20 protein-coding genes and 1 pseudogene are annotated in these 22,662 nt (G+C 66.6%); 9 read left to right on the plus strand and 12 right to left on the minus strand.

Translation table 11 applies throughout. The annotated features are described in order from the left end of the window. Nucleotides 1-10 precede the first annotated feature (10 nt). Nucleotides 11-460, plus strand: a complete 450-nt coding sequence (locus tag AC1DEL_RS08120) for a BLUF domain-containing protein (RefSeq protein WP_092294570.1) — start codon at nucleotides 11-13, stop codon at nucleotides 458-460. Nucleotides 461-522: 62 nt separating this feature from the next. Here AC1DEL_RS08120 and AC1DEL_RS08125 read toward each other — a convergent pair whose 3' ends face one another. Beyond that, nucleotides 523-774, minus strand: coding sequence for a hypothetical protein (locus tag AC1DEL_RS08125; RefSeq protein WP_092294568.1), 252 nt, complete (start codon nucleotides 772-774; stop codon nucleotides 523-525). Nucleotides 775-1,348: 574 nt separating this feature from the next. Here AC1DEL_RS08125 and AC1DEL_RS08130 point away from each other — a divergent pair. The 3 genes from AC1DEL_RS08130 (at nucleotide 1,349) to AC1DEL_RS08140 (ending at nucleotide 6,961) form a co-directional block, all read left to right on the plus strand. Beyond that, a complete protein-coding gene (locus AC1DEL_RS08130) occupies nucleotides 1,349-1,993 on the plus strand; it encodes a response regulator (protein WP_092294566.1) in 645 nt (214 codons plus the stop codon). Between the two features lie 6 nt (nucleotides 1,994-1,999). Then, nucleotides 2,000-5,431 carry an ATP-binding protein gene (locus AC1DEL_RS08135; protein WP_477125712.1) on the plus strand — a complete coding sequence of 1,144 codons (3,432 nt, stop codon included), beginning with the start codon at nucleotides 2,000-2,002 and terminating at the stop codon, nucleotides 5,429-5,431. A gap of 129 nt (nucleotides 5,432-5,560) precedes the next feature. After that, a complete protein-coding gene (locus AC1DEL_RS08140; protein ID WP_092294562.1) occupies nucleotides 5,561-6,961 on the plus strand; it encodes an MFS transporter in 1,401 nt (466 codons plus the stop codon). Nucleotides 6,962-7,326: 365 nt separating this feature from the next. Here the strand turns inward: AC1DEL_RS08140 and AC1DEL_RS08145 are convergent, their stop codons facing one another. Continuing rightward, the gene (locus AC1DEL_RS08145; RefSeq protein WP_477125713.1) at nucleotides 7,327-10,023 is read right to left on the minus strand and encodes a glycoside hydrolase family 18 protein; all 2,697 of its coding nucleotides are present in this window, start codon (nucleotides 10,021-10,023) and stop codon (nucleotides 7,327-7,329) included. Nucleotides 10,024-10,580: 557 nt separating this feature from the next. Between AC1DEL_RS08145 and AC1DEL_RS08150 the strand changes: the two genes are divergently transcribed. After that, on the plus strand, nucleotides 10,581-11,324 hold the full coding sequence (locus tag AC1DEL_RS08150) for a winged helix-turn-helix domain-containing protein (protein ID WP_177219913.1): 744 nt from the start codon (nucleotides 10,581-10,583) through the stop codon (nucleotides 11,322-11,324). Between the two features lie 9 nt (nucleotides 11,325-11,333). On the opposite strand, the gene AC1DEL_RS08155 is transcribed toward AC1DEL_RS08150, so the two are convergent. From AC1DEL_RS08155 to AC1DEL_RS08170, 4 genes are all read right to left on the minus strand, one after another. Continuing rightward, complete coding sequence (locus AC1DEL_RS08155; RefSeq protein WP_477105308.1) at nucleotides 11,334-12,311, minus strand: Bug family tripartite tricarboxylate transporter substrate binding protein; 978 nt, start codon at nucleotides 12,309-12,311, stop codon at nucleotides 11,334-11,336. Between the two features lie 98 nt (nucleotides 12,312-12,409). Then, complete coding sequence (locus AC1DEL_RS08160; protein ID WP_092294554.1) at nucleotides 12,410-13,222, minus strand: SDR family oxidoreductase; 813 nt, start codon at nucleotides 13,220-13,222, stop codon at nucleotides 12,410-12,412. 50 nt (nucleotides 13,223-13,272) lie between these two features. Continuing rightward, nucleotides 13,273-14,115 (minus strand): IclR family transcriptional regulator, encoded by an 843-nt coding sequence (locus AC1DEL_RS08165; RefSeq protein WP_092294552.1) that lies wholly within the window; start codon nucleotides 14,113-14,115, stop codon nucleotides 13,273-13,275. Nucleotides 14,116-14,263: 148 nt separating this feature from the next. Beyond that, nucleotides 14,264-15,115, minus strand: coding sequence for a LysR substrate-binding domain-containing protein (locus AC1DEL_RS08170; protein WP_092294550.1), 852 nt, complete (start codon nucleotides 15,113-15,115; stop codon nucleotides 14,264-14,266). Nucleotides 15,116-15,212: 97 nt separating this feature from the next. Between AC1DEL_RS08170 and AC1DEL_RS08175 the strand changes: the two genes are divergently transcribed. Continuing rightward, the gene (locus tag AC1DEL_RS08175; RefSeq protein WP_177219912.1) at nucleotides 15,213-15,833 is read left to right on the plus strand and encodes a LysE family translocator; all 621 of its coding nucleotides are present in this window, start codon (nucleotides 15,213-15,215) and stop codon (nucleotides 15,831-15,833) included. Between the two features lie 24 nt (nucleotides 15,834-15,857). Here AC1DEL_RS08175 and AC1DEL_RS08180 read toward each other — a convergent pair. The 5 genes and pseudogenes from AC1DEL_RS08180 to AC1DEL_RS08200 all read right to left on the minus strand — a co-directional run. Further along, nucleotides 15,858-16,211, minus strand: a pseudogene (locus AC1DEL_RS08180) (YciI family protein); the annotation flags it as partial. After that, nucleotides 16,190-16,408, minus strand: a complete 219-nt coding sequence (locus AC1DEL_RS08185; protein WP_477125723.1) for an isochorismatase family protein — start codon at nucleotides 16,406-16,408, stop codon at nucleotides 16,190-16,192. The pseudogene AC1DEL_RS08180 and the gene AC1DEL_RS08185, both read right to left, overlap by 22 nt. Continuing rightward, nucleotides 16,347-16,493: a hypothetical protein gene (locus tag AC1DEL_RS08190; protein WP_255370838.1), complete on the minus strand. Its 147-nt coding sequence runs from the start codon at nucleotides 16,491-16,493 to the stop codon at nucleotides 16,347-16,349. The genes AC1DEL_RS08185 and AC1DEL_RS08190 overlap by 62 nt, the downstream gene beginning before the upstream one ends. A 14-nt stretch (nucleotides 16,494-16,507) precedes the next feature. Further along, nucleotides 16,508-17,392 (minus strand): isocitrate lyase/PEP mutase family protein, encoded by an 885-nt coding sequence (locus AC1DEL_RS08195; protein ID WP_092294542.1) that lies wholly within the window; start codon nucleotides 17,390-17,392, stop codon nucleotides 16,508-16,510. Next, nucleotides 17,389-17,577: a hypothetical protein gene (locus tag AC1DEL_RS08200; RefSeq protein ID WP_477125714.1), complete on the minus strand. Its 189-nt coding sequence runs from the start codon at nucleotides 17,575-17,577 to the stop codon at nucleotides 17,389-17,391. Before AC1DEL_RS08200 ends, AC1DEL_RS08195 begins: the two co-directional genes overlap by 4 nt. Before the next feature lie 321 nt (nucleotides 17,578-17,898). On the opposite strand from AC1DEL_RS08200, the gene AC1DEL_RS08205 reads away from it, so the two are divergent. Beyond that, entirely contained in the window at nucleotides 17,899-18,105 is a 207-nt protein-coding gene (locus AC1DEL_RS08205) for a hypothetical protein (protein ID WP_477125715.1), read from the plus strand. Between the two features lie 53 nt (nucleotides 18,106-18,158). Continuing rightward, nucleotides 18,159-20,354 carry a phosphocholine-specific phospholipase C gene (locus tag AC1DEL_RS08210; RefSeq protein WP_441592832.1) on the plus strand — a complete coding sequence of 732 codons (2,196 nt, stop codon included), beginning with the start codon at nucleotides 18,159-18,161 and terminating at the stop codon, nucleotides 20,352-20,354. Between the two features lie 27 nt (nucleotides 20,355-20,381). Here AC1DEL_RS08210 and AC1DEL_RS08215 read toward each other — a convergent pair whose 3' ends face one another. Beyond that, nucleotides 20,382-21,380, minus strand: a complete 999-nt coding sequence (locus AC1DEL_RS08215; protein ID WP_477125716.1) for a LysR family transcriptional regulator — start codon at nucleotides 21,378-21,380, stop codon at nucleotides 20,382-20,384. 90 nt (nucleotides 21,381-21,470) lie between these two features. Here AC1DEL_RS08215 and AC1DEL_RS08220 point away from each other — a divergent pair, with 90 nt between their 5' ends. After that, nucleotides 21,471-22,604 carry a DSD1 family PLP-dependent enzyme gene (locus AC1DEL_RS08220; protein ID WP_092294536.1) on the plus strand — a complete coding sequence of 378 codons (1,134 nt, stop codon included), beginning with the start codon at nucleotides 21,471-21,473 and terminating at the stop codon, nucleotides 22,602-22,604. The last annotated feature ends 58 nt before the right edge of the window (nucleotides 22,605-22,662 follow it).

The raw sequence follows: 22,662 nt of genomic DNA on the forward strand, positions 1-22,662 counted from the left end.
GGATTTGCCGATGCTAGTCCGCCTGATCTACGCCAGCCGCGCCAGCGCGCCGATGGAACCGGCCATGCTGGACGATATTCTCGAAACCAGCCTCGCGCAGAACCTGCGCCATGGCATTACCGGGGTGCTCTGCCACGGCAACGGGGTGTTCCTGCAGGCGCTCGAAGGCGACCGCGAGGCGGTTTCGCGCCTGTACCTCAGCATTGGCCGGGACAAGCGCCACCACGACGTGGTGCTGCTGCACTACGAGGAAATCGCCGAGCGGGCCTTCGCGGGCTGGTCGATGGGCCGCGTCAACGCGAGCAAGATCAACGCCGCCACGCTGCTGCGCTACTCCGCCCAGGGCGAGCTGGACCCGTGCCGGATGCCCGGCGCGTCGTCGCTGGCGCTGCTGAAGGAGTTGATCGCGGGCGCCGCCATTGTCGGCCGCGCGCCGGAACGCGGGCGGCACACGTCCTAGCGTCGGTCAGGACGCTGGCAGGCTGGCACTCCTGGGTGCCTGATCATGCACCGCCAGCGCCGTCAGACCGAGACCTGGCCGAACAGGCCGCACTCGAGATCGCTCTCGAACTCCTCGACCCATACGTTGCCGGGGCTGGCGTCGTAGACGCTTTCGGCCCCGGTGCGCTGCCTTCGCACGGTGACCTGCCGGGCCGACGTGCCATTGACGTCTGAGATCTCGAACTCTTGTGACGCAAGACCGACTTGCCGGAACACGGCCTCGACGTCTTGCCGTTCATGGGCGGGAAACTCGGAGAATGGGCGGTTTGCCATGGCACACCTCACCGTGGAAGAGCGTCGCGCCAGGATTGCGCGAGCGCCGCCACAGCATGCCACCAATCTGCCCGGCACGTGATGGCGGGCCAATGACCCCAATGGCGGTAGATGTATTCCCGGCGGGCCCTGGCGGGCGCCGCCCGGCACCGCCCCCTTCGCCAGCACCATCCCAGCCCCTTTCCAGCCCCACGCCAGACTGCGAACACGTCGAGTAGAAATCGATGATGGCAATCAATTTTTCGCCAAATTACGATTCTCTTCGTATCGAATTTATTGCGAAAATATCTTATCTTTCCGAATCTGAAATCGCCGGCGTCAACAATCTGCAAAGGGTCGATCATCGCGTTCCACGCCGCGGCATTGCAACAACACTGTTGCAATTGTCATGGACTTCGCAGATACGTCATCGATATCGGACTGGTCCTAATTCATCGGAAATTCAAGATAGACATCATCGATATCCAGCAGGCATTTTCCTAAGCATTGCGAAAGCACTACACTTCACGCAACGCGCTGTCATTTCACTGTTTTATACCGAATGCGCTGCCAGTCAGCGAGAGGAAATCGAGGCATGTCCGGAAGAATCATTCGAGTTGCACTGGCCGATGATCACCCACTCGTGGTGGCAGCCCTGCGAGACTGCTTCCAGCGCACGCCTGGCTTTGTCATTGCGTGCGAATGCACGAATGGCAGCGAGCTGACCAGCGCCCTGAGCCACACCCCGGCGGACGTCGCCGTGACCGATTTCAGCATGGGCCACGGCGACCGCTCGCTGGACGGCTTCAACCTGCTGCGCCGGCTGGTGCGGCTGCATCCGAAGACGCCGGTCGTCGTGATCAGCGCCCAGACCAATACCGGTGTCATTCATCGCTCGATGAAACTCGGCGCGCGCGCCTTCGTGAGCAAGGAGGACGATCCGCACGAGGTGATCCGCGCGTGCATCCAGGTCACGTCCACCAGCGGCGATTTCTTTTCCCCCTCCATCCGCGCCGTGCTGGAGGCCGCGAGCACCGCCGCGCCATCCACCGAACTGACCGTGCGCGAACTGGAGATCGTGCGGCTCTACGCGCAGGGGCTGCAGCTCAACGAGATTGCCAGCAAGCTCGGCCGCTCGGTCAGCACGGTCTCGAGCCAGAAGACCGTGGCCATGCGCAAGCTCAGCATCCAGACCAACACGGACCTCATCCGGTATGCCTACGAGCACGGGTTGATCTGATCCTTCATGCAGCAGATTCTCGACCGCACGCAAGAATCGCTCGCCCAGGCCTTCGCCTCGCTCGCGCGCAATGCCCGGCGGCAGCAGCACCTCTACTACACCACCATCGGCCTGCTGATCGCCATTGTCGTCGTCTCCGCGGTGCTGCTTGCCGTGCTGGCGGCGGCGCGGGAGATCGACTACCGTCGCGGGCATGTCGCCCAGTATGTCAGCGCAATCTCGCTGCAATTGCAGGGCGAGGCGACCTTCCTGCGGCGCACCGCCCTGACCGTGGTGAATGTGCAGCGGTACCGGCCGGCCCCCAACCCGGCGCACGCCGATGCCGACCTGCCCCGGGCGCTGCTCCAGCAGGTCCACGCCAGCGGGATTGCCTCGCCGCCCGGCGGCCGCTACACCCTGCTGATTCCCCCCGAGACGCGCGCCGCCTGGGGTGCGGCGCTGCCTGATCGACTCTGGCAGCTGCAGCAGGTAGCCAATGCCGCGCTGACCACCCAACAGGCGCTCGATCTCCATCACCCGGCCTATATCGTCGATGCCGACGCGGCCTACGCGATCGTCCTGTCGCCGGGCAGTACCTCGGCCACGGCCCTTGCGCTGCAACCGGGGCTTGTGACGACGTTGCGCGACAGCTTCGCCGAGGCGCTGCGGGCTTTGCCCGCCGGCCCGGCGCCGGGCACGCGAGGGGAGCCCCGCTGGATCGGCCCGACCGTCGACCCCATGCTCCAGTTGCCAGCGATGACGGCCCTCATGTCCGTTAGCGACGGGGAACGACCCGTCGCCTTCGTCGCCGCGAGCGTCCCGGTGGGCGCTTTCCTTGCCCAGTTGCAGCGGCCCAGCGACCCCGCCACCTTGATGCTGGTGAACCACGCGCAGGCGCAGATCGACGTGTCACCGCCGTCCCCGCCCGCCCCGCCGGCGGTGGTTCGGCGCATCTTGACTGACGCGCGCGATCGCTCGTCCGACGCCTTTGCCTTCACCCGCGCCGGTATGGTGCTGATCCAGCCGCTGGGTCACGGCTTCGGCGCGCTGGTCTATCTGCTCTCGTACGGCCTCCTGTTCAGCGCCGTGGCGCAGGCGCTGGGGCTGATCGGTCTGATCGGGGCGCTGCTGATCGCTGCCATTGTCGTGACGGCGCGATATTGGGATGTCCACCTGCTGCGCCGCAGCCACGCGGAAGCCGCCCGTGCGCTGGAGAGCGAGACGATCAACCATATCCTGGTCAGCGCCACGCCGATCGGGCTGTGCATCGTCCGGCTCCAGGACGACGTGGTGCTGACGTCGAATCAGGTCGCCGATTCGCTGTTGAGCCTGAACAAGGGCGGCCGGCTGCCCGCGCACGTGGTGCAGGCGCTGCGGCATGGCGCACGCGATGACACGCCGGGCGATATCGTGTCGGTCGCGCAGGTGGAGGTACCCGCCCGGGAGCCGGACGACGCCCCCAAGCCGCACGACGAAGCACAGCAGTTCCTCCAGATCACGCACGCGCGCGCCCGGTATCAGGAGGAGGACGTGCTGTTCTGTGCGATTCAGGACGTGACGGCGCAACAGCAGATCGAGCACGAACTGCGCGCGGCACAGCAGACCTCCGAGGCGATGATGCGGGCCCGCTCGAACTTCTTCGCGTCGATGAGCCACGAGATCCGCACGCCGCTGAATGCGCTGCTCGGCAACCTCGAACTGCTGGCGCGCGACGAGGGCCTGGAAGCCCACGCGCCGCGCCTGCGCGCGCTGAACGCGGCGTCGGAGGGCTTGCGGCGCATCGTCAACGACATCCTCGATTTCTCCAAGATCGACGCCGGCGAGATGACGCTGGCCGCAGCGCCGTTCCGGCCCATCGACGAACTGGAAAGCGTGGCGCTGGCCTTCGCCCCGCTGGCGGCGGACCGGCCGATCCGCTTCCATGCCAACCTGATGCCGTCGCTCGATACCGTGCTCGTGGGCGATCGGACCCGGCTGGCGCAGATCGCCAACAACCTGCTCAGCAACGCGTTCAAGTTCACGTCCTGCGGCAAGATCACGCTGGCCGCCGAGGTCAGCACCGATCCCCGGGGCAGGACGACGCTGGTGTGCCGCGTGCTGGATTCCGGCGTCGGCATGCCGCCCGAACTGGTCGCGCGGGTGTTCCAGCCATTCGTGCAAGGGGACGCCGGAGCGACCAGCCGCCATGGCGGGACGGGCCTCGGGCTGTCCATCTGCGCCCGGCTTTGCGAACTGATGGACGGCCGCATCGCCGTGGAGAGCGTGGAGGGCGTCGGCACGGCGTTCACCGTGGCGATTCCGCTCGAACGGGCCGCCGGCTGGGCCGCCCAGCCCCCGCCCGCGCCGGGCGGCCGCGCCATGGTCCTGTGCCAGGAAGCCGAGTCCGGCGAGGCCATCGACGCCTGGCTGCAATCGGCCGGATGGCAAACCCATGTCGCGTACACCCTGGGCGGCGCGCTGGCATACCTGCGCGGGAACCGGCCCCATGTACTGGTCGCAACCGGGGACTACGGCCTGCCGGAGCTCGCGGCCCTGCGCGAGATCCGCCCTGCCGGCGTGGCGTGGCTCACGCGCAACGGTCCTGATCGTCCCGCGCGCCGTGCACCGGGCGTGCATGAGGCGATGGTTTACAGCCACAGCGCGATCTTTGCAGCCATCGAGGCGGCGCTGGGCGATTCCGGCGAGGATGAGGGCGACGCCGACAATGCAGAGGACGAAGCCTCGGCAGCCCTCGCCAACGATGACAACCCCGCCCCGGGCCGGACGATCCTGGTCGTGGAGGACAACGCGCTGAACCAGACGCTGGTCGCCGAACAGTTGCAGACGCTGGGCTGGCATCCGGTGGTGGTGGGCGACGGGCGTCAGGCGCTGGCGATGCTGGAGCAGATGTCCGCCGAGCCCGACCTCGTGCTGACCGACATCCACATGCCGGTGATGGATGGCTACGCGCTGCTCGAGTCCCTGCGGCGCACGCGGCCCGCCCTGCCCGTGCTCGCCTTCAGCGCCGTGACCCAGACCGGACAGGCCGTGGATTGGGATACGCTGGGCTTCGCTGGCCATATCGGCAAACCTGCCTCGCTGCGGGAGATGGAACAGGTGCTGCGGACGTTCGCGATGCCGCTCCCCTCGGCACCGGCCGCGCCACCGGCCCCGCCCGTGCTGCCGCCCGCCGACATCTCGCGCTACCAGTCGCTGCTGCGCGAACACCTGCAGACCGATCTGCCCGACCTCACCCGGATCATCGCCGCGCACGACCCCGCCGGGTTGCGGCACTGGGCGCACCGGTCGGCGGGCGCGTTCCAGATCGTCCAGGCCCACGATATCGTGGGCGTGTGCCGAAACGTCGAACACCTGTGCGAGGCCGCTGCCACGTGGACGCCCGAGGTGGCTGGCCTCGCCGACCAGCTCCATACCGTGGTGCAGCACTATGCCGAGGGCGACACCGCGCCGCAGGTCTGAGGCCACCCGCGCCTACCACAAAAGCGCGATTTGCGGGGACGGCGGCACCGGACGATAATGGCGCGGCCGCGCCGGTCCGGTTCCCCCGGGGCCGGGGCGCGGCACGAATACGCCAGTCGCCCCCCTTTCATGCCGCCCGATCAAGGTCTTCCCCAGCCCCAGCGCACCTGGGCCATCCTCACGGTTTTCTGCGGCCTGATCATGGCCGTGCTGGACGGCTCCATCGCCAATATCGCGCTGCCGTCCATCTCGCGGGCGCTCGATTCCGATCCCGCCCGAACCATCTGGGTCGTCAACGCCTACCAGCTCACGGTCACCGTCTGCCTGCTGCCGCTGTCGTCGCTGGGCGACATCCTCGGCTACAAGCGCGTGTACCGGGTCGGGCTGGCCACCTTCCTGGTCGGCTCGGTGCTCTGCGCACTGGCCACCAACCTGCCGATGCTGGTGGCGGCGCGGGTGCTGCAGGGCATTGGCGGCGCCGGCATCATGAGTGTGAACACCGCGCTGGTACGGTTCATCTACCCGCCGACCAAGCTCGGGCGCGGTATCGGGCTCAACGCGCTGGTCGTGGGGGTGACGATTGCGGTGGGCCCGTCGCTCGGCGCGCTGATCCTCGCCGTGGGCAGCTGGCCATGGCTGTTCGCCGTGAATATTCCCGTGGCGTTCGCCGCGCTGGCGATCTCGCGTACCGCGCTGCCGGAGACGCCCGCCCAGCCGCGCGAATTCGACTACCCCAGCGCCGTGCTGTCAGCCATCGTGTTCGGGATGTTTGTGCTGGGCGTGGACGCGCTCGGGCATGCCCCGCTGCGGCTGGCCGGCGCGGCGGGCCTGGTCGCGGCGATCGGGCTCGGCTGGCTGCTGGTGCGACGCCAGCGCGGGCGCCTCGCGCCGCTCGTGCCGGTGGACCTGTTCGCCAGCCGGGCCTTCACGCTGGCGGTGGGCACGTCGTTCTGCTCGTTCATGACCCAGATGCTGGCGTTTGTGTCGCTGCCGTTCTATCTGGAATACCAGCTTGCACGCAGTCTCCAGGAGACCGGACTGCTGATCACGCCCTGGCCGCTGATGGTGGCCGCGATGGCGCTGGTATCGGGACGCCTCTCCGAGCGGTATCCGGCGTCGATCCTGGCCGGTGCCGGCCTGATCTGCCTGTCCGGCGGCCTGATCGGACTGGCCCTGCTCGGCAAGGATGCCTCCAGCCTCGACATCGCCTGGCGCACGGCGCTCTGCGGCATCGGCTTCGGGTTCTTCCAGTCGCCGAACAATCGCGCGATGATCACCGCCACGCCGCCCGAGCGCAGCGGCGGCGCGAGCGGCGCGCAAGCTACAACGCGACTGCTGGGACAGACCACCGGCACGGCCGTGGTGGCGCTGCTGTTCGGGCTCGATCCGACCGGCGCCGCGCGCGGCGCGCTGTGCGTGGCCGCGGCAGTCGCCGCCATCGGCGCCGCCATCAGCCTGAGCCGCCTGCGCAGCCAGGACGACGCGCGACCCGCGGTTGCCCGCCCGGAACCGCCGGAACCCGATGCGTAGGCGATAGCCTAGGGCCCCCGGCCGCCCTCACGATGGCGCGCCTGACCGTCAGGTTGATGGCGGGTCGGGCTGTCATCGTGCCGAAGGTCGGGCAGCATGATCTTGCCGTGCCCGCCGGCATCCTGCACGCGGTTGTGGTCGCCACGGATGCAGATCATCGTGCAGCCGGAGAGCGCCAGGAGGCATGCCGCGCACGCCCACCGGCTCCATCCCACCCACCACCTCCGCCGCCGCCGCAGTCTGGCCATGGCGCCTCGCCCCACATCAGGTAGCCCGAAACAAAAAAGCCGGGTGGGCGTCATCCTGCCGATGACCCGCCACCCGGAACCGCTACCGGGTCTTCACCCGGCCGTCTTCCCGGTTTGTCAGACCGGTCCCATGTCGTACCAGACCTTGGCGTCGCCCTCCGCCTGGGTGGTCGTCACGTCAGGATCGCCCGGCTCCTGATCGGCGCCCGCCCACCACTTGGCCTTGTACTGATGCAGCCCCTGGCCCTGGTAGTTGTTGGTCACGATGGCATCGCCCGGATAGCCCTCGGGACGCCACGTGCCCTCGTCGCCGCTACTGCCGCCGGCCAGCACCAGGAGTTCCACGGTATCCGAGTCCCGGTCGCCGCTGCCGCCCGCGCCAGTCACCGTCACCGTCACCGTCACCTGGATGGTGGTGTCGCGGTCGACGATCGGCGCGTTCCCGGTCACGGAGATCGTGTCGGCGCCATCGAACGACAGGCCGTTCGCGTCCCACGCATACAGCAGCGGCGCGGGGCCGGTCGAGTCGACGGCCGACAGCGAAATCGGCGCGCCCGCCTCTACCTGCAAGCGACCCGTGATCTTGGCCACCACCCCGCCGGACGGCGTCTCGCCAGGCACCACGGAGAGGAAGATCGCGCTCTGGTCGGTCTGCGTGCCATCGTTCACGGTCAGCTTGACCCAGTAGTCGGTCTGCTCGTCCACCGACGGTGCCGTACCCTCCACCAGCTCCTCGGTACTCCCGGAGAACGGCAGGCCCGGCGCGTCCCAGAGGTAGGTCAGCGGATCGTTGTCGGGATCGAACGACGCTTCCCCGGAGAGCGCGAAGGGCGTGCCGGCCTCCAGCACCACCGAAATGCGCGACGTGGGCGGCGCCGCGGTGCGCGCCTTGACCTTCAGCGTCTGTGTCGCCGTGCTGGTGCGGTTGCTCCCGTCACGCACGGTCAGCGTGATGGTGTACGAACGGGCCACGGTGGGCAGCAGGCCACCCACCGTCGACGTGGTCTTGTCGTCGATGAAGGTCAGGCCCGGCGCGCTCCAGCTGTACGTCAGGTCAGAGCCCACCGAACGCAGCGCCGTGAATTCCACGTCGTCGCCCTCGAACGCCTCCGTGGGGCCGTCGATCACCGCTACCGGCGCCCTGCCGCCGTCCTGCACGTTGATACCGGAGAAGTAGAACGGGTCCATGTCGACGACGCGCGTCTGCACGGGTGCGCCCAATCCCTCACGCGCGGCGTTGACCAGCACGCCGCTGTCCATGTCGATGGTCCACGTGAACAGGCCGCCGAGGTTGTGCTTGCGCACGTACTCGCCCTTGGCGTACACCGAGCGCGGGGTATCGACGGACAGGAACAGGCCGCTCTCCGGGCTGTACAGATAGTCCGCGTCGGCCACCTCGTCCGTATAGACGTTGAAGCCGTTGATGCCGGTCTGGTGCTCCAGGTCGAGGTAGTTGTAGAGCAGGTCGAAGAATTCCGTGGTGCCCGACTCGAACGTGCCGGTGGTGGTGCCGGAGCCCGGGTTGTACGTACCCTGCAGCGGCGACCAGCTGTCGATCACGGCGTTGCGCCCGCTACGGCTGTAGGCGGCGAAGCCAATGTTGATATTGGTCGACGGCACGCCCTGTCCGAGCAGGTACTTCACGGCACGGTCAATGCTGTGGCCTTCGGGGTCCGCCGGATCGACATCGAACAAGTTCGAGTGATGGGCGAGCTTGGGCGCCCACGGCGTGCCGAAGTAATCGTAGGTCATCAGGTTGATGCCTTCCACGCCCGACGCGATCATCCCCTTGATATCGGACGTCAGCAGCGTCGACATGGACGCGCCCGCGGCAATGCTGACCCGGATGCTTGGCAGGCGCTGCTTGAGTTCGCGCACCAGCGTCTGGAAGTTGCCAGCGTCCTCGGGGCCGTGCGGATTGCCGGCGCCCGCGTTGCCCGGATACTCCCAGTCCAGGTCGATCTCGGTGAACATCGGAAAACGCTGGACGATGAACGCCAGGCTGTCGATCAGCGTCTTGCGCTGGCTCGGATTCGCCGCCACTGCGTGGAACGCCTCGCTCATCGTCCAGCCGCCCAGACTGAGCGACAACTTCAGGTTGGGGTTCTTGTCCTTCAGCTTTTTCAGGCCGCCGAGCACGCCCTGGGCCTTGCTCTGGATGAAGAGATCCTGGTAGTCATTGCTGACCCAGCTGGTGAACCCCACGTTCAGGAACGACGCCACATCGCCCCAGGGATCAACGAAGGTGGCTTCGTGCAGCTTCTTGCCGAAGTCCACGGCGGCGTTGTCGATCACGTACTGCTTCTCGCCCTTGTCGCCGACGATGCCGGCGAAGCCGATGATGATCTTGTCGTAGGCGGCCGCGTTCACCAGCATCATGTCCAGGCCGCGCCCGGCCGATGCATTGTTGAAGTTGCCCTCGAGGCGACCGTCGTACTGCGACCAATCCGTGAAATACCCAAACACCTTCCTGCCTTGGGGCACGGCCCCGTAGGTGTTGTAGACACGCTTGACCACGCGCGTCGCCGTGTACGAATAGTCCTCGGTCTCCGTGGCCGGATCGAACTTGTTTTGCTGGTAAGTGCGCTCCGTGGCACCTACCGATTGCGGCTTGGCGGGATCGCCAGGGTCGCCGTTGTACACCAGCGCACTGCCGGCGCGCCCGCCCTTCAATGCTTGCCTGCGGCCCTTGAAGCGCGACAGCGGCGTTTTCGGCGGCGCCTGCTCATCGGGAGCCCCATTCCGATATCCCGTGGATGCGAATCCTGTCCGCCCTTGCTGGCCCGGGGTGCTGTTGTCCGATACTTTTGCCATGACTATCTGTCCTTGCAGAATTGGATGAATGCCGCCGGTTCCCTTCGCGTTGACAAAACCCTCGCCAGGCGGCCATGCCATCTTTCTCTCGGGCCAGACTTAATGACATGGAATGGGGATGGAATATTCTGTGTCAGGATTAATCGCAGGCTATAAAAAAAATCGATGCGAAGAATCATGTTTCTACGCCAAAGAAATGGATGACGTGGATTTCCGGGAATCCATCCGGTTATGCACTGGCAGTTTTGAGTGTGCGGACGCACAAGGATGCCGGACCCGAATGGGTTATGATCGCCGCCATAAGCGGGAACGCGCGATGTTAGAGAGTTCGCGCGCGGCGCTGGGTTACGCCGCGTGGACAACGTGAATTCCTGAAAAGAATGACGACAACCATTGCGCGTCCGGCCGCATTGTTTCAACCCCGTGTGATATTGCGCGTGCCCGGTGCGATGGCGTCACCCGCTCGGGGCACATCGCCGCGAAAATATCTTCCATGGGAGCCGGTGAATCGCGCCCGTACGCTTGTCGTCCATCGCAGACGACATGAGGGTTGCGAAATGATCCGTAATGGCGATTCGGTATTTTTTGACTGGGACAATGACCGCGTGATTCGCGGCGGCGTGGAGACAACGATAACCGGCCAGCAAAAGCGATTGCTGCGGTTATTGGTAGAGGAAAAACCAGCGGTTAAGCCGAAGGATTATTTACTGAATGGCGTCTGGGGCAAGCGTGCCGAACTGGTGGACGAGCTTTACCTCGTGCAACTGGTCTACCGGCTGCGCAAGGCACTGAGCGCCGTCGGTCTGGACGGGCACATCGTGACCGTGCCGCGCGAGGGCTACCGTTTCATCCCGGTGCCGAACACCGTGCTGGCGCCCGATCCCGCCGGCCAGGCCCGTGCGGAACTCGAACAGGCGCGCGGCCTGGCGCATGTGCTGGCCCGGCTGGGCATGCCGCCCGCCACCCAGCCCTTGCCGGCCACGGAGGACGACCTCCATGTCGATGAGACACAGGGCGTCATTTCCTACGGCGGGGTGGTCGCCAAGGTCACGCGCTTTGAGTTACGCCTGCTGGCCGCCTTGATCGAGCACCGCGACACCGTGATGTCGCGGCAGCAGATTATCGAGGCGGTGTGGGGCGCCGAGGCGATGGTCGATGAGAATTGCCTCACGCAGCTGGTGTCGCGGTTGCGGCGGGCGTTGCACCCGCTCGGCCTCGACAACTGCGTGGCGGCGGTGCCCAAGGTGGGCTACCGCTTCCGCCAGCAGGGGTATGGCGGGGCGCGCCCGCCCGCCATGTAGCGCCGCGCCTTACTCCGCCTTGGCGCCCGAGTCCTTCACCACCTTGGCCCATTTGGCGATTTCGCTACGCTGGTACGTGGCCAGCGCCTCGGGCGTTCCGAGCACGGGATCGAGCCCCAGCGTCTTCAGCTTGGCCTGCACGTCGGGCAGCTTGAAGATGCGGTTCAGCTCGGTGTTGAGCTTGGCCACCACGTCCTTGGGCGTGTTGGCTGGCGCGAAGACGGCGAACCAGGACTCGGCCTCGTAGCCGGGCAGGCCCTGCTCGGCAATGGTGGGGATGTCCGGCGCGGACGGCGAGCGCTTGGCGCTGGTCACGCCGAGCGCGCGCAGCTTGCCCTCCTTCACCACCGGCAGCGCCGAGGGCAGGTTGTCAAACATCATGGGAATGTGTCCGCCCAGCAGGTCCGGGATGGCCATCGCCCGGCCCTTGTACGGCACGTGGGTGATCTTGACTTGCGCCATCGTGTTGAACAGTTCCCCGGCCACGTGCAGTGACGTGCCGACACCGGGCGTGCCGAACTGCAGCGCGCCGGGCTTGGACTTGGCCAGCGCAATCAGCTCCTGCACGTTCTTGGCCGGCACGGACGGATTGACCACGAGCACGTTGGGCGTGGACGCCAGCAGGATCACCGGCGCGAAGTCCTTGACCATGTCGTACGGCATCTTGCTGTACAGCGCGCCGTTGATCGAGTGGGTGCCGACAGTGCCGAGCGCCAGCGTGTAGCCGTCCGGCGCCGCATGGGCCACGGCCTCGCCGCCGATGTTGCCGCCCGCGCCGGGCTTGTTGTCCACCACCACGGGCTGGCCCCACGACGGGGAGATCTTCTCGGAAAAAATCCGCGCGAGGATGTCCGGCGCGCCACCGCTCGGAAATCCCACCACCATGCGGATCGGCTTGTTCGGATAGTTCTGGGCCTGGGCCGCCCCCGGCACCGCGGAGAGCGCCGCCGTCACTGCCACGCCCGCCATCGTGGCCATGGCGGCCATAAAGCGGCGGCGCGGGTATACACGTACTCGCATGAAGTTGTCTCCTGATTGTCTTGTCTTTTTTTGGGATGGGCGGCGATCTTCTGCCGCCTGTCATCTTATACGGCGATATTTCCGAATTCCTTAGACACCTGGTCGTGCAGGCGGCGCATGCCGCGCAGCCAGCGGTCGTAATCCTGGCCCTTGCGGCGGTAGTACTCGAGCACCTCCGGGTGCGGCAAAATCAGGAAACTCTCATTGGCCACGCCTTCGAGCGTCTTCTCGGCAACATGCTCCGGCGTGACGGAACCTGCCTGCAGGAAGCCCTTGCGCTCGCCGCCCTCGCCAAACAGCATTTTGGTCTGCACGCCCTGCGGGCAGATGCAGCTGACCCGGATGCCCTGCTCTCCATAGGTAATCGACAGCCATTCCGCAAAGCCGATGGCCGCGTGCTTGGTCACCGCATAGGGCGCCGAGCCGATCTGCGACAGCAAACCCGCCGCCGACACCGTGTTGACGAAGTAGCCCTCGCCGCGCTCGAGCATCTGCGGCAGTACCGCCTTGGCCGCGTGGATATGGGCCATGACGTTGATCTCCCAGATGCGCTGCCATTCGGCGTCAGTGGCGTCCAGCCCCTTGCGCAGGATGATGCCGGCGTTCGAGCAGAAGATGTCTACCTGGCCGAAGCGCTCCGTGGCGGTATCGACAAGCCCTTGCACGGCGGCCGCATCGGCCACGTCCACGCGCTGGGCGAAGATCTGGCAATCGGGCGCGGCCGCCGCGGCCTCGGCGGCCACCTGGGCAGCGCCGGCGTGGTCGATGTCCGCCACGGCCACGCCGCGCGCGCCGGCCTGTGCGAACGCCAGCACCAGCGCCCGGCCGATGCCCGTGCCGCCGCCCGTCACGATGACGGTCTTGTTACGAATCTCCATGCTTGTCTCCTCTTGGTGTTCGAATGTTCGAGCGTTCGCGTGTTCGGTCGTCAGGCCGCCTGCCAGAGCCGTGCGGCCAGCGTATCGGCCAGTTCGCGGATGCGCGGGCCGAGATTGGTTTCGAGAATTTCGGGCGAAAGACGCGTGGACGCCCCGCCGATATTGATCGACAGTACCTCCGCGCCATCCTGCAGGCGCACCGGCGCGGCCACGCCGCTGACCGTGCGGTCCCACTCCGCATGGGCCAGGCAGAAGCCGCGCCGCGCGTGGTCGCGCAAGGCGCGATCCAGCTTGGCGCGCAGACCCGGCCAGCGCGGGCCGTGGTGCCGCTCCAGTTCCGCCAGCACCGCCGTGCGGCGTGCCGGGGCCAGCCCGGCCAGCCACGCACGCCCGATGGCGGACGTGGCCATGGGCAGCCGCGAGCCCGGCGTCAGGCGCATAACCAGCGCGCCGCGCGGCTGGCAGACTTCCAGGTACAGCATGTCGTGGCGGTCCGGGGCCGCCAGCGCCACGGTGCAGTCGGTCGCGAAGGCCAGCGACTGCATCAGCGGCTGGGCAATGTCACGGATGCCTGCGCCGGAAAGGTAACGCTGTCCGGGCAGCATCGCGCCCTGCCCGATGCGGTACTTCTCCTGTCCCTCCACATAGACCAGATAGCCGAGACTCGCCAGCGTGTAGGTCAGCCGCGACACCGTGGGGCGCGGAATGCCGGTCCGGCGCGACAGCTCCGCATTGCCGAGGAAATCGTCATTCGGGCCGAACGCGCGCAGCAGCTCCAGCCCGCGCGCCAGCGCCGTCACGAAATTGCGGTCCTCGCCGTCAGCGGGATGGGCCGCGTCGCCGGACAGGAGTCCGGCATCGGCCGGTTGCGGAATCGAGGTGGTGCGCTTCATGGCAGATTCATAACAGTTTCCGCGCGGCGGCACGCCCGCTATGCAGCGAAAACATGTGACCCGGAAACGGCGCTTATGACAACCGGACAGTCAACGCGACGTGTCTTATAGATAGCTTTTAGCTGAGTGATTACGCGTTCAAGACCCCTCACCCCTTCAAATTAGCCAGCAACTGTTCGGCCAGGAAATCGCATGGCGGGCGGGCGGAGCCGGCGCTTCGGGCGAGGATCACTTCGAGCGGCGGCAGTTCCGGCAGCCCTTCCGCCGCCCCGAGGGCATCTAGCTGCGCCGGGATGCTGCAACGGGCGAGCGGGGCGACGGCCAGGCCGGCGTCGACCATGCTGATCAGGCCAAGCAGGCTCGGGCTCTCGTAGGACATGCGAAACGGGATGCCGGCCTGCTGCAGCGCGTGGATGGCGCTGGCGCGCCCCGCGCTGCCCTGCGGAAAGACGGCGATCGGCAATGGCCGCTCCTTCCAGATCTGGGTTGCCCCTCGCGCGGCCACCCAGTCCATCGGCTCATATCGGAGGAACTCGCCGCTCACGCCACGCGACCTGGTCATGCAGGCGAGGTCGAGCGTGTTGTCCTTCAGGAGGGGAACCAGCGCGTGGCTGGGCATGCCGATGACGCGGATCTCCACGCGCGGATGGGCGGCTGCGAACTTGCGCAGGACGGAAGGCAGCAGGGACGACGCGTAGTCGTCCGGCACGCCAATCGTCACGCGGCCGCGAATCTCCGGCCGCACCACCGCCGACCAGGCCTCCTCGCGCAGGGCCAGCATCTGCCGGCCGTAGTCGGTGAGCATCCGGCCGTCGTCGGTCAGCGCGACGTTGCGGGTATTCCGCACGAACAGCGGCTTGCCCAGGACATCCTCGATCGCCTTGATCTGCATGCTGACGGCCGAGGGCGAGCGGTGCAGCGCCTCCGCCGCGCGAGCGAAGGAGCCCGCATCCGCCACGGCAACGATCATTTCCAGCACATCGAGGTCGAGCTTGCGCATGCGATTCAGATAATCTGATGAATCGCTTCAGTATATTCCGTTTTACTTAGGGATCGGTCCCCCCGACACTGTCTTCATCTCTCGGACGGTGGCAGACATGAAAGCAATGGTGGATTTCCTGGTGGTGGGCGGGCTGCTCGCCGTGACCCCGGGGCCGAACATGGTCTATGTGATGGCGCGCTCGATTTCGCAAGGCACCCGGGCGGGCCTGATCTCGCTGGCGGGCGTCATGCTCGGTTATCTCTCGTACATGTTCGGCGCGGCCTTTGGCATCAGCGCGCTGTTCCTGGCGATACCCGGCGCCGCGCGCCTGCTGACGCTGTTCGGCAGCGGCTATCTGCTCTACATGGCGTGGCGGATCCTGCGCCCCGGCGGCCGTTCCCCGCTCCAGGTGGCGCAGGCGGATGCGCAGCCGACACGCAGGCTGCTGGCGATGGGGGCCGTGACCAGCCTGCTCAACCCCAAGCTCGCCCTGGTCTTCATCTCCGTGCTGCCGCAATTCATCGACTACCAGGCCGGCGACGTGCTGAGGCAATCGCTCACGCTGGGATTGGCGCTCACGGCCGCCTTTGCCTCGGTGAATGCCTGCGTGGCGATTGCTTCGGGAAGTGCGGCCACGGCGATGGCCGGCCGTCCGGGCCTGCTCACCGCCCAGCGCTGGATCGTTGGCGTGTTGCTGGTTGGCCTGGGCGTGAAGCTGGGCGTCCAGGCCTGGTAGGCAGCCGCACTCAGCCCCTCATTCGAAATCCGACATCTCGTACAGCGGCCGGATTTCGATCTCGCTCGGCCCTGGCATGGGGTTGGGGCAGCGTTTCACCCAGGCGACGGCTTCGTCCATGTCCTTGACTTCCCAGAGCCAGAAGCCGGCCACCAGTTCACGGGTCTGGGCGAACGGTCCGTCGATGACCGTACGACCGGCACCATCGAACGCCACACGCCTGCCGTGCGACGAGGGCTTGAGGCCATCGGCCGCGCGCAGGATGCCGGCCTTTGCCAGCTCCTCGTTGAACCTGTGCATCGCCTCGAACATCTCGGTTTTGGGCAGGTCGCCCCTTTCGCTGTCTTCGGTCGCTTTCACCAACACCATGACACGCATCGTCTGTCTCCTTGTCTTTCGATTTCACGGCGCCACGGCCTGCCCGTGGCGCAGCCCATCTTCAGCCCGTGGCCGTGGTCTTCGTCGCTGCGCGCCGCGCAGGCGTCCTGGATGACGATGACCTGATAGCCCCGGTCATGCGCGTCGCGCGCGGTGGACTCCACCGACGTTGCGCAGCAGGTCTTGCGAACGCGCATGGGCTGCGGTGCCGCCGCAGGCAAGCTTGCCTTGGGCATCCACAATGTCATTGATCAGGTCGAGCACGAGCAAGGCGGTTCTCATGATGGCTCCCGTGCTCAGTCGTCGCTCTTGTACCGGGCGTCAAGCTCGTCGTAGAGCGGCTTCCTGACCAGGCGCTGGCGCTCGCTGAACGGTGCCACGATCGCGGGGTCCTCGTTCATCTGGCCGTTCGACTGCAACTGGCCCAGTGCCTGCTGCATGCCGCGTACCGCGCCCTGCAGCGCCGCGTTCGCGTAGAGGACCAGCCCGTAGCCGAGCCGCTGAAGCGCGTCTCGATCCTGAACGGGCGTCTTGCCGCCGATGACGATATTGATCAGCAACGGAATCTGGAAGAGTCCGGGCAGGCGCTCGATGTCGGGCAAGTCTTCAATCGCCTCGAGAAACAGGATATCGGCGCCCGCCTCCGCAAAGCGGTGCCCCCGGTCGATGGCGTCCTCGATGCCGTGCACCGCCGCAGCGTCCGTACGGGCGATGATCTGGAACGCGTCATCCTGCCGGGCGTCGGCCGCCGCGCGGATCTTGGCGACCATCTCGCTCGTGCTGACGACGTGCTTGCCCGCGAAATGCCCGCATTTCTTGGGCATCACCTGATCCTCGAGCTGGATCGCATCCGCCCCGGCGCGCTCGAGCGTACGCACCGCGTGCTGAACATTCAGTGCGTTGCCAAACCCTGTGTCGGCATCGACGATCATCGGCAACGCCACGGCATCCCGGATGCGCGCGGTATGTTCTGCGATGTCGCTCAGGCCGATGAAGCCAAGGTCAGGCAGGCCGAATGACATGTTGGTGACGCCCGCGCCGGTCAGGTAGACCGCCTGGAAGCCCAGGTCCTCGATCACGCGCGCACTCATGGCGTTGAACGCGCCGGGCACCAGCAGCGCCTGTTTCGCCGCCACCTGTTTTCGGAATGCCTGTCGGCGGGAGGATGAAAGGGAGGTCATGGTGTCTCCGGTAGTGAGGTTGGATCGCCAGCCGGCAGATAGCGCTGCGACCACGCTTCAATCAGGTTCGCCGCGTAGGCCGCCGACGCCCGGTCCTGCAACAGATGATCGGCGCCATCGAGCAACACATAGCTCTTCGGCTGCGCCGCCGCGGTGAAGATATCGAGACCGTTCTGCACGCCCACGGCAATCGCATCACGGTATCACCGTTGGCGTTCAAGTCGCCGACGAATGCCGGTAAATGCCCTCCCCGCCACCTGCCTCCAACCCCAAAAAGTGACATTCATTTGAAATGTCTTTACTTTCAAACGGTCGCTTCGTATGGATTTGGTCACATCATTGACATATCAAGAAGACAGACTCCACGTCTCGCCCACCGGCACCCCACCTGAGTAGGGTGATCCTTGTCCATCAAGACATTGGCAGACAAAGGCGGCGTGGAATCCGTACGGAATGCGGGCGATTGCGACCCGATCCGTCACCTGAACTTCTCTGACCTAGAACCCATGACAACCACAAAACCTGTTCATTCGCGCATGTACAGGCCGGTGCTCGGTGCCGGCGCACTATGCCTGGCCCTGCTGTTGAGCGCCTGCGGCGGCGACGACAACAACACCCCGCCCCCGGCCACGGGCGGCGGAGACGGTGGCAACGGCGGCCCCGGCACCACGCCCGCCGCCTGCACCACGGCGCACTGCGCGCCGGCTCCCTGACCGCTAACCCCGCGCCGCCCGCGCCCTCCCCATCCAACCGACACCGACCCGGCATGACATTCAACCCGTCCAAGCGCAGCTTCCTGCGCAACACGCTCGGCACCGCGGCTGCGGCTGCCACGCTCGCATCGTTCCCGCCCAGCATCCGCCGCGCCCTGGCCATCGAGGCGAACAACGCCACTGGCACGATCCAGGACGTCAAGCACGTGGTGCTGCTGATGCTCGAGAACCGCTCCTTCGACAGCTATTTCGGCACGTTCAAGGGCGTGCGCGGCTACGGCGACCGCTTCGCGATCCCTCTGGCGAACGGCAAGAACGCGTTCTTCCAGACCGACGCCACGAACAACACGATCACGCCCTATCGGCTTGACGCCACGCTGGGCAACGCGCAGCGCGCGGGCAGCACCCCGCATACCTGGCCCGATGGGCAGGCGGCGTGGGACCACGGGCGCATGAATCGCTGGCCCGTGGCCAAGAACCGGCTGTCGATGTCGTACTACGACACCGCCGAGGTGCCGTTCCAGCGCGCGCTGGCCGATGCGTTCACGCTGTGCGACGCCTACCACTGCTCGATGCACACCGGCACGATCCCGAACCGCCTGTTCTACTGGACCGGCACGAACGGCCCGAGCGGCGCCAACGTGGCGGCCATGGTCAACGAGTTCAATGGCGGCAATGATGTGGGACCGTCGACCCAGGGCTGGACGTGGAAGACCTACGCCGACCGCCTGGTGGATGCGGGGGTGAGCTGGAAGGTGTATCAGAGCCTGGCCGACAACTACGGCTGCAACGAGATGATGAGCTTCCAGCACTGGCGCACGGCGATGGAGTCGATGCCGGTGGCACGGCGCCCGGTGGCGCTGCCCGGCACCTCGCCCGCCTACGATCCGACGATCGACGACGCGCTGAGCCCGCTCGCCAAGGGCTTTGGCAACACCATGCCCGACGGCCTGCTCCAGTCCTTCCGTGACGACGTGCAGAACGGCACGCTGCCGGAAATCTCGTGGATCATCCCGCCGTCGCTCTATAGCGAACACCCGGGGCCGTCGAGCCCGGCGCAGGGCGGCTGGTACGTGCAGCAGGTGCTGGACGCGCTGACCGCCAACCCCGAGGTCTTCAGCAAGACCGTGCTGCTGATCAACTACGACGAGAACGACGGCTTCTTCGACCACCTGCCGCCGCCCTCGGCCCCGTCGCGCAATGCCGATGCCACGCTCGCCGGCGGCAGCACGCTCAGCGATGCCGACATGGCCTTCGAGTATCACAACTACGCGCCCGCCACGACGAACCAGTCGGCCAGCGATGGCAAGCCTTACGGTCCGGGCCCGCGCGTGCCGATGTGGATCGTCTCGCCGTGGAGCCGCGGTGGTTTCGTCAACTCGCAGGTCTTCGACCATACGTCCACGCTGCTCTTCCTGGAAAAACGCTTCGGCGTGAAGGAGCCGCAGATCGGCGCCTATCGCCGCGCCGTGTGCGGTGACCTGACCTCGGCCTTCAACTTCGTCAGCCCGAACAAGGACGCCCTGCCGACGCTGGCGGGCCGCAGCACCAAGGTCACGGTCGACAACCTTGCGCTGACGCAAAAGGCTTCGGTCGCGATTCCCGTGCCGGCCACGCCCGTGTTGCCGCCGCAGGTGGCCGGCACGCGTCCCTCGCGCGCGCTGCCGTACGAGCTGCACACCACGTCCCGCATCGACGCCGGCGCCAAGACCGTCACGCTGATGTTCTCGAACACCGGCACGGCTGGCACGGTCTTCCACGTCTACGACAAGCTGCACCTCGACGCCATTCCGCGCCGCTACGTGGTGGAGGCGGGCAAGAGTCTGGACGGCCTGTGGAACGTGGCGGCCGACAACGGCAAGTACGATCTGTGGGTGCTGGGCCCGAACGGCTATCACCGCGAATTCGTGGGCGACCTGAACGAGCAGTCGGCTGCCGGCGGCACGGAAATCCAGGTCTGCTACGAACCGTGCGATCCGCCCGTGCTGCAGGTCAAGCTGTACAACCGCAGCGACAAGGCCTGCACGTTCAGCGCGAGCGCCAAGGCCTATCGCACGGACGGCCCGTGGGGCCAGAAGGTCGAGGCCGGCAAGGTGGGCGAGCTGACCTGGACGCTCGGTGACAGCGGCAACTGGTACGACTTCGAGATCAGTTGCGATCTGGCACCGTCGCTCCGCCGCCGTATCGCGGGCCGTATCGAGACCGGCAAGGATACGGTGAGCGATCCGGCCATGGCTCAGCTGTCGTAACCTGCCTTGGCTTGACCCGTCCGCCTTCTACGGCTGGCGGGTCATGCGCCACGGCGGCCTGGGCCCCAGCACGTTGCGCAGCATCTCGACGAATCGTTGCGTGCGCATGGACGACTGGCGCGACTGCGGCACCAGCGCCATCACATCCGCATCGGGCAGCCGGTACGCTGGCAGCAGCGCCACCAGCCGCCCGGCGGCCAGTTCATCGGCCACATCCCATTCCGACCGCGCCATGATGCCCTTGCCGGTCAGGCACCAGTGATGAACCACGTCGCCATCATTGCTCTCCATCGTGGGACGCACCCGTACGGTCAGTTCCCGTGATCGCGCTGGGCGATGGTTCCTGTCGCCGTCGCCGTCGTCTTCGGCAAAGCGCCACAGCGTCACATCCTCGTCGTTCTCCCTGAGCACCAGGCAGGCGTGCCGTTCAAGGTCCGCCGGCGTCTCCAACGGCGGGGCCTTGGCGAGGTATTCGGGCGCGGCGCACAGGATGCGACGGTTCGGGGCAAGGCGATGCGCAATCCAGCGCGAATCCGGGATCGTGCCGATGCTGACCAGCACGTCGAAGGCATCGCGGCCATGCACGGGTTGGCGCGGCACCATCAGGTTGTCCGACAGGTACAACTGCACCTCGAGATTAGGATGGGTGCTGTGAAACTGCGCCAACAGCGGTCCGAGGTAGCGGCGCCCGAAGCCAAACGGCCCGTGGACCTTCAGCTTGCCCGCCACAACCTGACTACGCTGCTGTAGCGCCTCTTCGATCACCTGCATCTGCTCCAGAACGCCAGTGGCGTGCTGCGCCAGGAGGTGTCCTTCGTGCGTCAGTTGCAGGCGCCGCGTGGTCCGCTGGGCCAGCCGGATCCCCAGGCGCGCCTCCAACTGGCTCAGCCGCTTGGTCACGGCCGGCGGCGTGACATTCTCTTCCCGGGCCAGGGCGGCCAGGCTCCCCAGACGGTCCAGCGCCAGGATGAACCGCAGATCCTCGATGTCCAGCTTCATTATTAACCTGTAGGTGAATGAAGCCATTCTATGGCATTAACCACCTGAGGGTCCGGCCCCTCTACACTGCAAGGCTCGAACCTCCAGCGCGTGCTGGCACTCGCATAACGGATTCCCATGAACTTGCAAGCACTTGAAACGCCGGTCCTCGTGCTGGACCGCCTGAAGATGGAGCGCAATATCGCGCGGCTGCGAGACCGCCTTGCGCCCTTCGGCGTCACGCTGCGACCACACGCCAAGACCAACAAGTCCGCCGACGTCGCGTCTCGCATCGGCGCACCGGGCACGCCCATCACCGTGTCCACGTTGAAGGAAGCAGGCTACTTCCTCGACCACGGCTGGCGCGACATCCTGTACGCAGTGGGCATCGTGCCGTCCAAGCTGCCCCATGTCGAAGACCTTCTGCGACGCGGCGCCGCGCTGACGCTGTTGCTGGACAACGTCGAGGCCGCCCACGCACTCGCCAACTGGTGTCGCGAACGCGCCCTGAACGTGCCGGTGTTGATCGAGATCGATACCGACGGGCACCGCTCGGGCGTCAAGCCGGCGGACCCGGCATTGCTCGATATCGCCGCCGCACTGGGCAAGGACGAAGGCACGGGCGCCTGGCTCGCGGGCGTGCTCACCCATGCGGGCGATTCCTACAATTGCCGTTCGGCCGAGGCCATCGAAGCCGTCGCCGAGCAGGAGCGCGCCGGCGCGGTCCAGGCGGCGGAACGGCTGCGCGCCGCCGGTTACCGGGCGCCGGTGGTGAGCGTCGGCAGCACGCCTACCGCGCATTTCGCCCGCTCGCTCGAAGGTGTGACGGAGGTCCGGGCCGGCGTGTTCGTGTTCTTCGATCTGGTGATGCACGGCATCGGGGTCTGCAACGTGGATGACATCGCCCTGTCGGTGTTGTGCACGGTGATCGGCCACCAGCGCGAGAAAGGCTGGCTGATCACGGACGCGGGATGGATGGCGATGTCGCGCGACCGTGGCACCGCGAAGCAGCCGATCGACCAGGGCTACGGGCTGGTGTGCGATATCGACGGCAAGCCGCTGCCGGATCTGGTGATGGTCGATGCCAACCAGGAGCATGGCATCGTCAGCCATCGCACGGATCCGTCCGCCACGCCGATGCTGCCGGTCGGCACGCTGTTGCGCGTGCTGCCCAATCACGCGTGCGCCACTGGGGCGCAGCATGGCGCCTACACGGTCGTCGCGGGCAGCACTGTGGTGGAAGCGCAATGGCCTCGTTTCGGGGGATGGTGAGCACGGTTTTGCGATAGCATGGCGCCGGTAACCAGGATCAGAAACACAAGGAGACCCG

Source organism: Cupriavidus sp. 10L43_2 (genome assembly GCF_056395265.1).

What these genes read in the sequence shown, in the direction of transcription:
- AC1DEL_RS08120 (WP_092294570.1), top strand. Translation starts at nt 11, where the DNA reads ATGCTAGTCCGCCTGATCTACGCCAGCCGCGCCAGCGCGCCGATGGAA.
- AC1DEL_RS08125 (WP_092294568.1), bottom strand. Translation starts at nt 774, where the DNA reads ATGGCAAACCGCCCATTCTCCGAGTTTCCCGCCCATGAACGGCAAGAC.
- AC1DEL_RS08130 (WP_092294566.1), top strand. Translation starts at nt 1,349, where the DNA reads ATGTCCGGAAGAATCATTCGAGTTGCACTGGCCGATGATCACCCACTC.
- AC1DEL_RS08135 (WP_477125712.1), top strand. Translation starts at nt 2,000, where the DNA reads ATGCAGCAGATTCTCGACCGCACGCAAGAATCGCTCGCCCAGGCCTTC.
- AC1DEL_RS08140 (WP_092294562.1), top strand. Translation starts at nt 5,561, where the DNA reads ATGCCGCCCGATCAAGGTCTTCCCCAGCCCCAGCGCACCTGGGCCATC.
- AC1DEL_RS08145 (WP_477125713.1), bottom strand. Translation starts at nt 10,023, where the DNA reads ATGGCAAAAGTATCGGACAACAGCACCCCGGGCCAGCAAGGGCGGACA.
- AC1DEL_RS08150 (WP_177219913.1), top strand. Translation starts at nt 10,581, where the DNA reads ATGATCCGTAATGGCGATTCGGTATTTTTTGACTGGGACAATGACCGC.
- AC1DEL_RS08155 (WP_477105308.1), bottom strand. Translation starts at nt 12,311, where the DNA reads ATGGCCGCCATGGCCACGATGGCGGGCGTGGCAGTGACGGCGGCGCTC.
- AC1DEL_RS08160 (WP_092294554.1), bottom strand. Translation starts at nt 13,222, where the DNA reads ATGGAGATTCGTAACAAGACCGTCATCGTGACGGGCGGCGGCACGGGC.
- AC1DEL_RS08165 (WP_092294552.1), bottom strand. Translation starts at nt 14,115, where the DNA reads ATGAAGCGCACCACCTCGATTCCGCAACCGGCCGATGCCGGACTCCTG.
- AC1DEL_RS08170 (WP_092294550.1), bottom strand. Translation starts at nt 15,115, where the DNA reads ATGCGCAAGCTCGACCTCGATGTGCTGGAAATGATCGTTGCCGTGGCG.
- AC1DEL_RS08175 (WP_177219912.1), top strand. Translation starts at nt 15,213, where the DNA reads ATGAAAGCAATGGTGGATTTCCTGGTGGTGGGCGGGCTGCTCGCCGTG.
- AC1DEL_RS08185 (WP_477125723.1), bottom strand. Translation starts at nt 16,408, where the DNA reads ATGCGCGTTCGCAAGACCTGCTGCGCAACGTCGGTGGAGTCCACCGCG.
- AC1DEL_RS08190 (WP_255370838.1), bottom strand. Translation starts at nt 16,493, where the DNA reads ATGAGAACCGCCTTGCTCGTGCTCGACCTGATCAATGACATTGTGGAT.
- AC1DEL_RS08195 (WP_092294542.1), bottom strand. Translation starts at nt 17,392, where the DNA reads ATGACCTCCCTTTCATCCTCCCGCCGACAGGCATTCCGAAAACAGGTG.
- AC1DEL_RS08205 (WP_477125715.1), top strand. Translation starts at nt 17,899, where the DNA reads ATGACAACCACAAAACCTGTTCATTCGCGCATGTACAGGCCGGTGCTC.
- AC1DEL_RS08210 (WP_441592832.1), top strand. Translation starts at nt 18,159, where the DNA reads ATGACATTCAACCCGTCCAAGCGCAGCTTCCTGCGCAACACGCTCGGC.
- AC1DEL_RS08215 (WP_477125716.1), bottom strand. Translation starts at nt 21,380, where the DNA reads ATGGCTTCATTCACCTACAGGTTAATAATGAAGCTGGACATCGAGGAT.
- AC1DEL_RS08220 (WP_092294536.1), top strand. Translation starts at nt 21,471, where the DNA reads ATGAACTTGCAAGCACTTGAAACGCCGGTCCTCGTGCTGGACCGCCTG.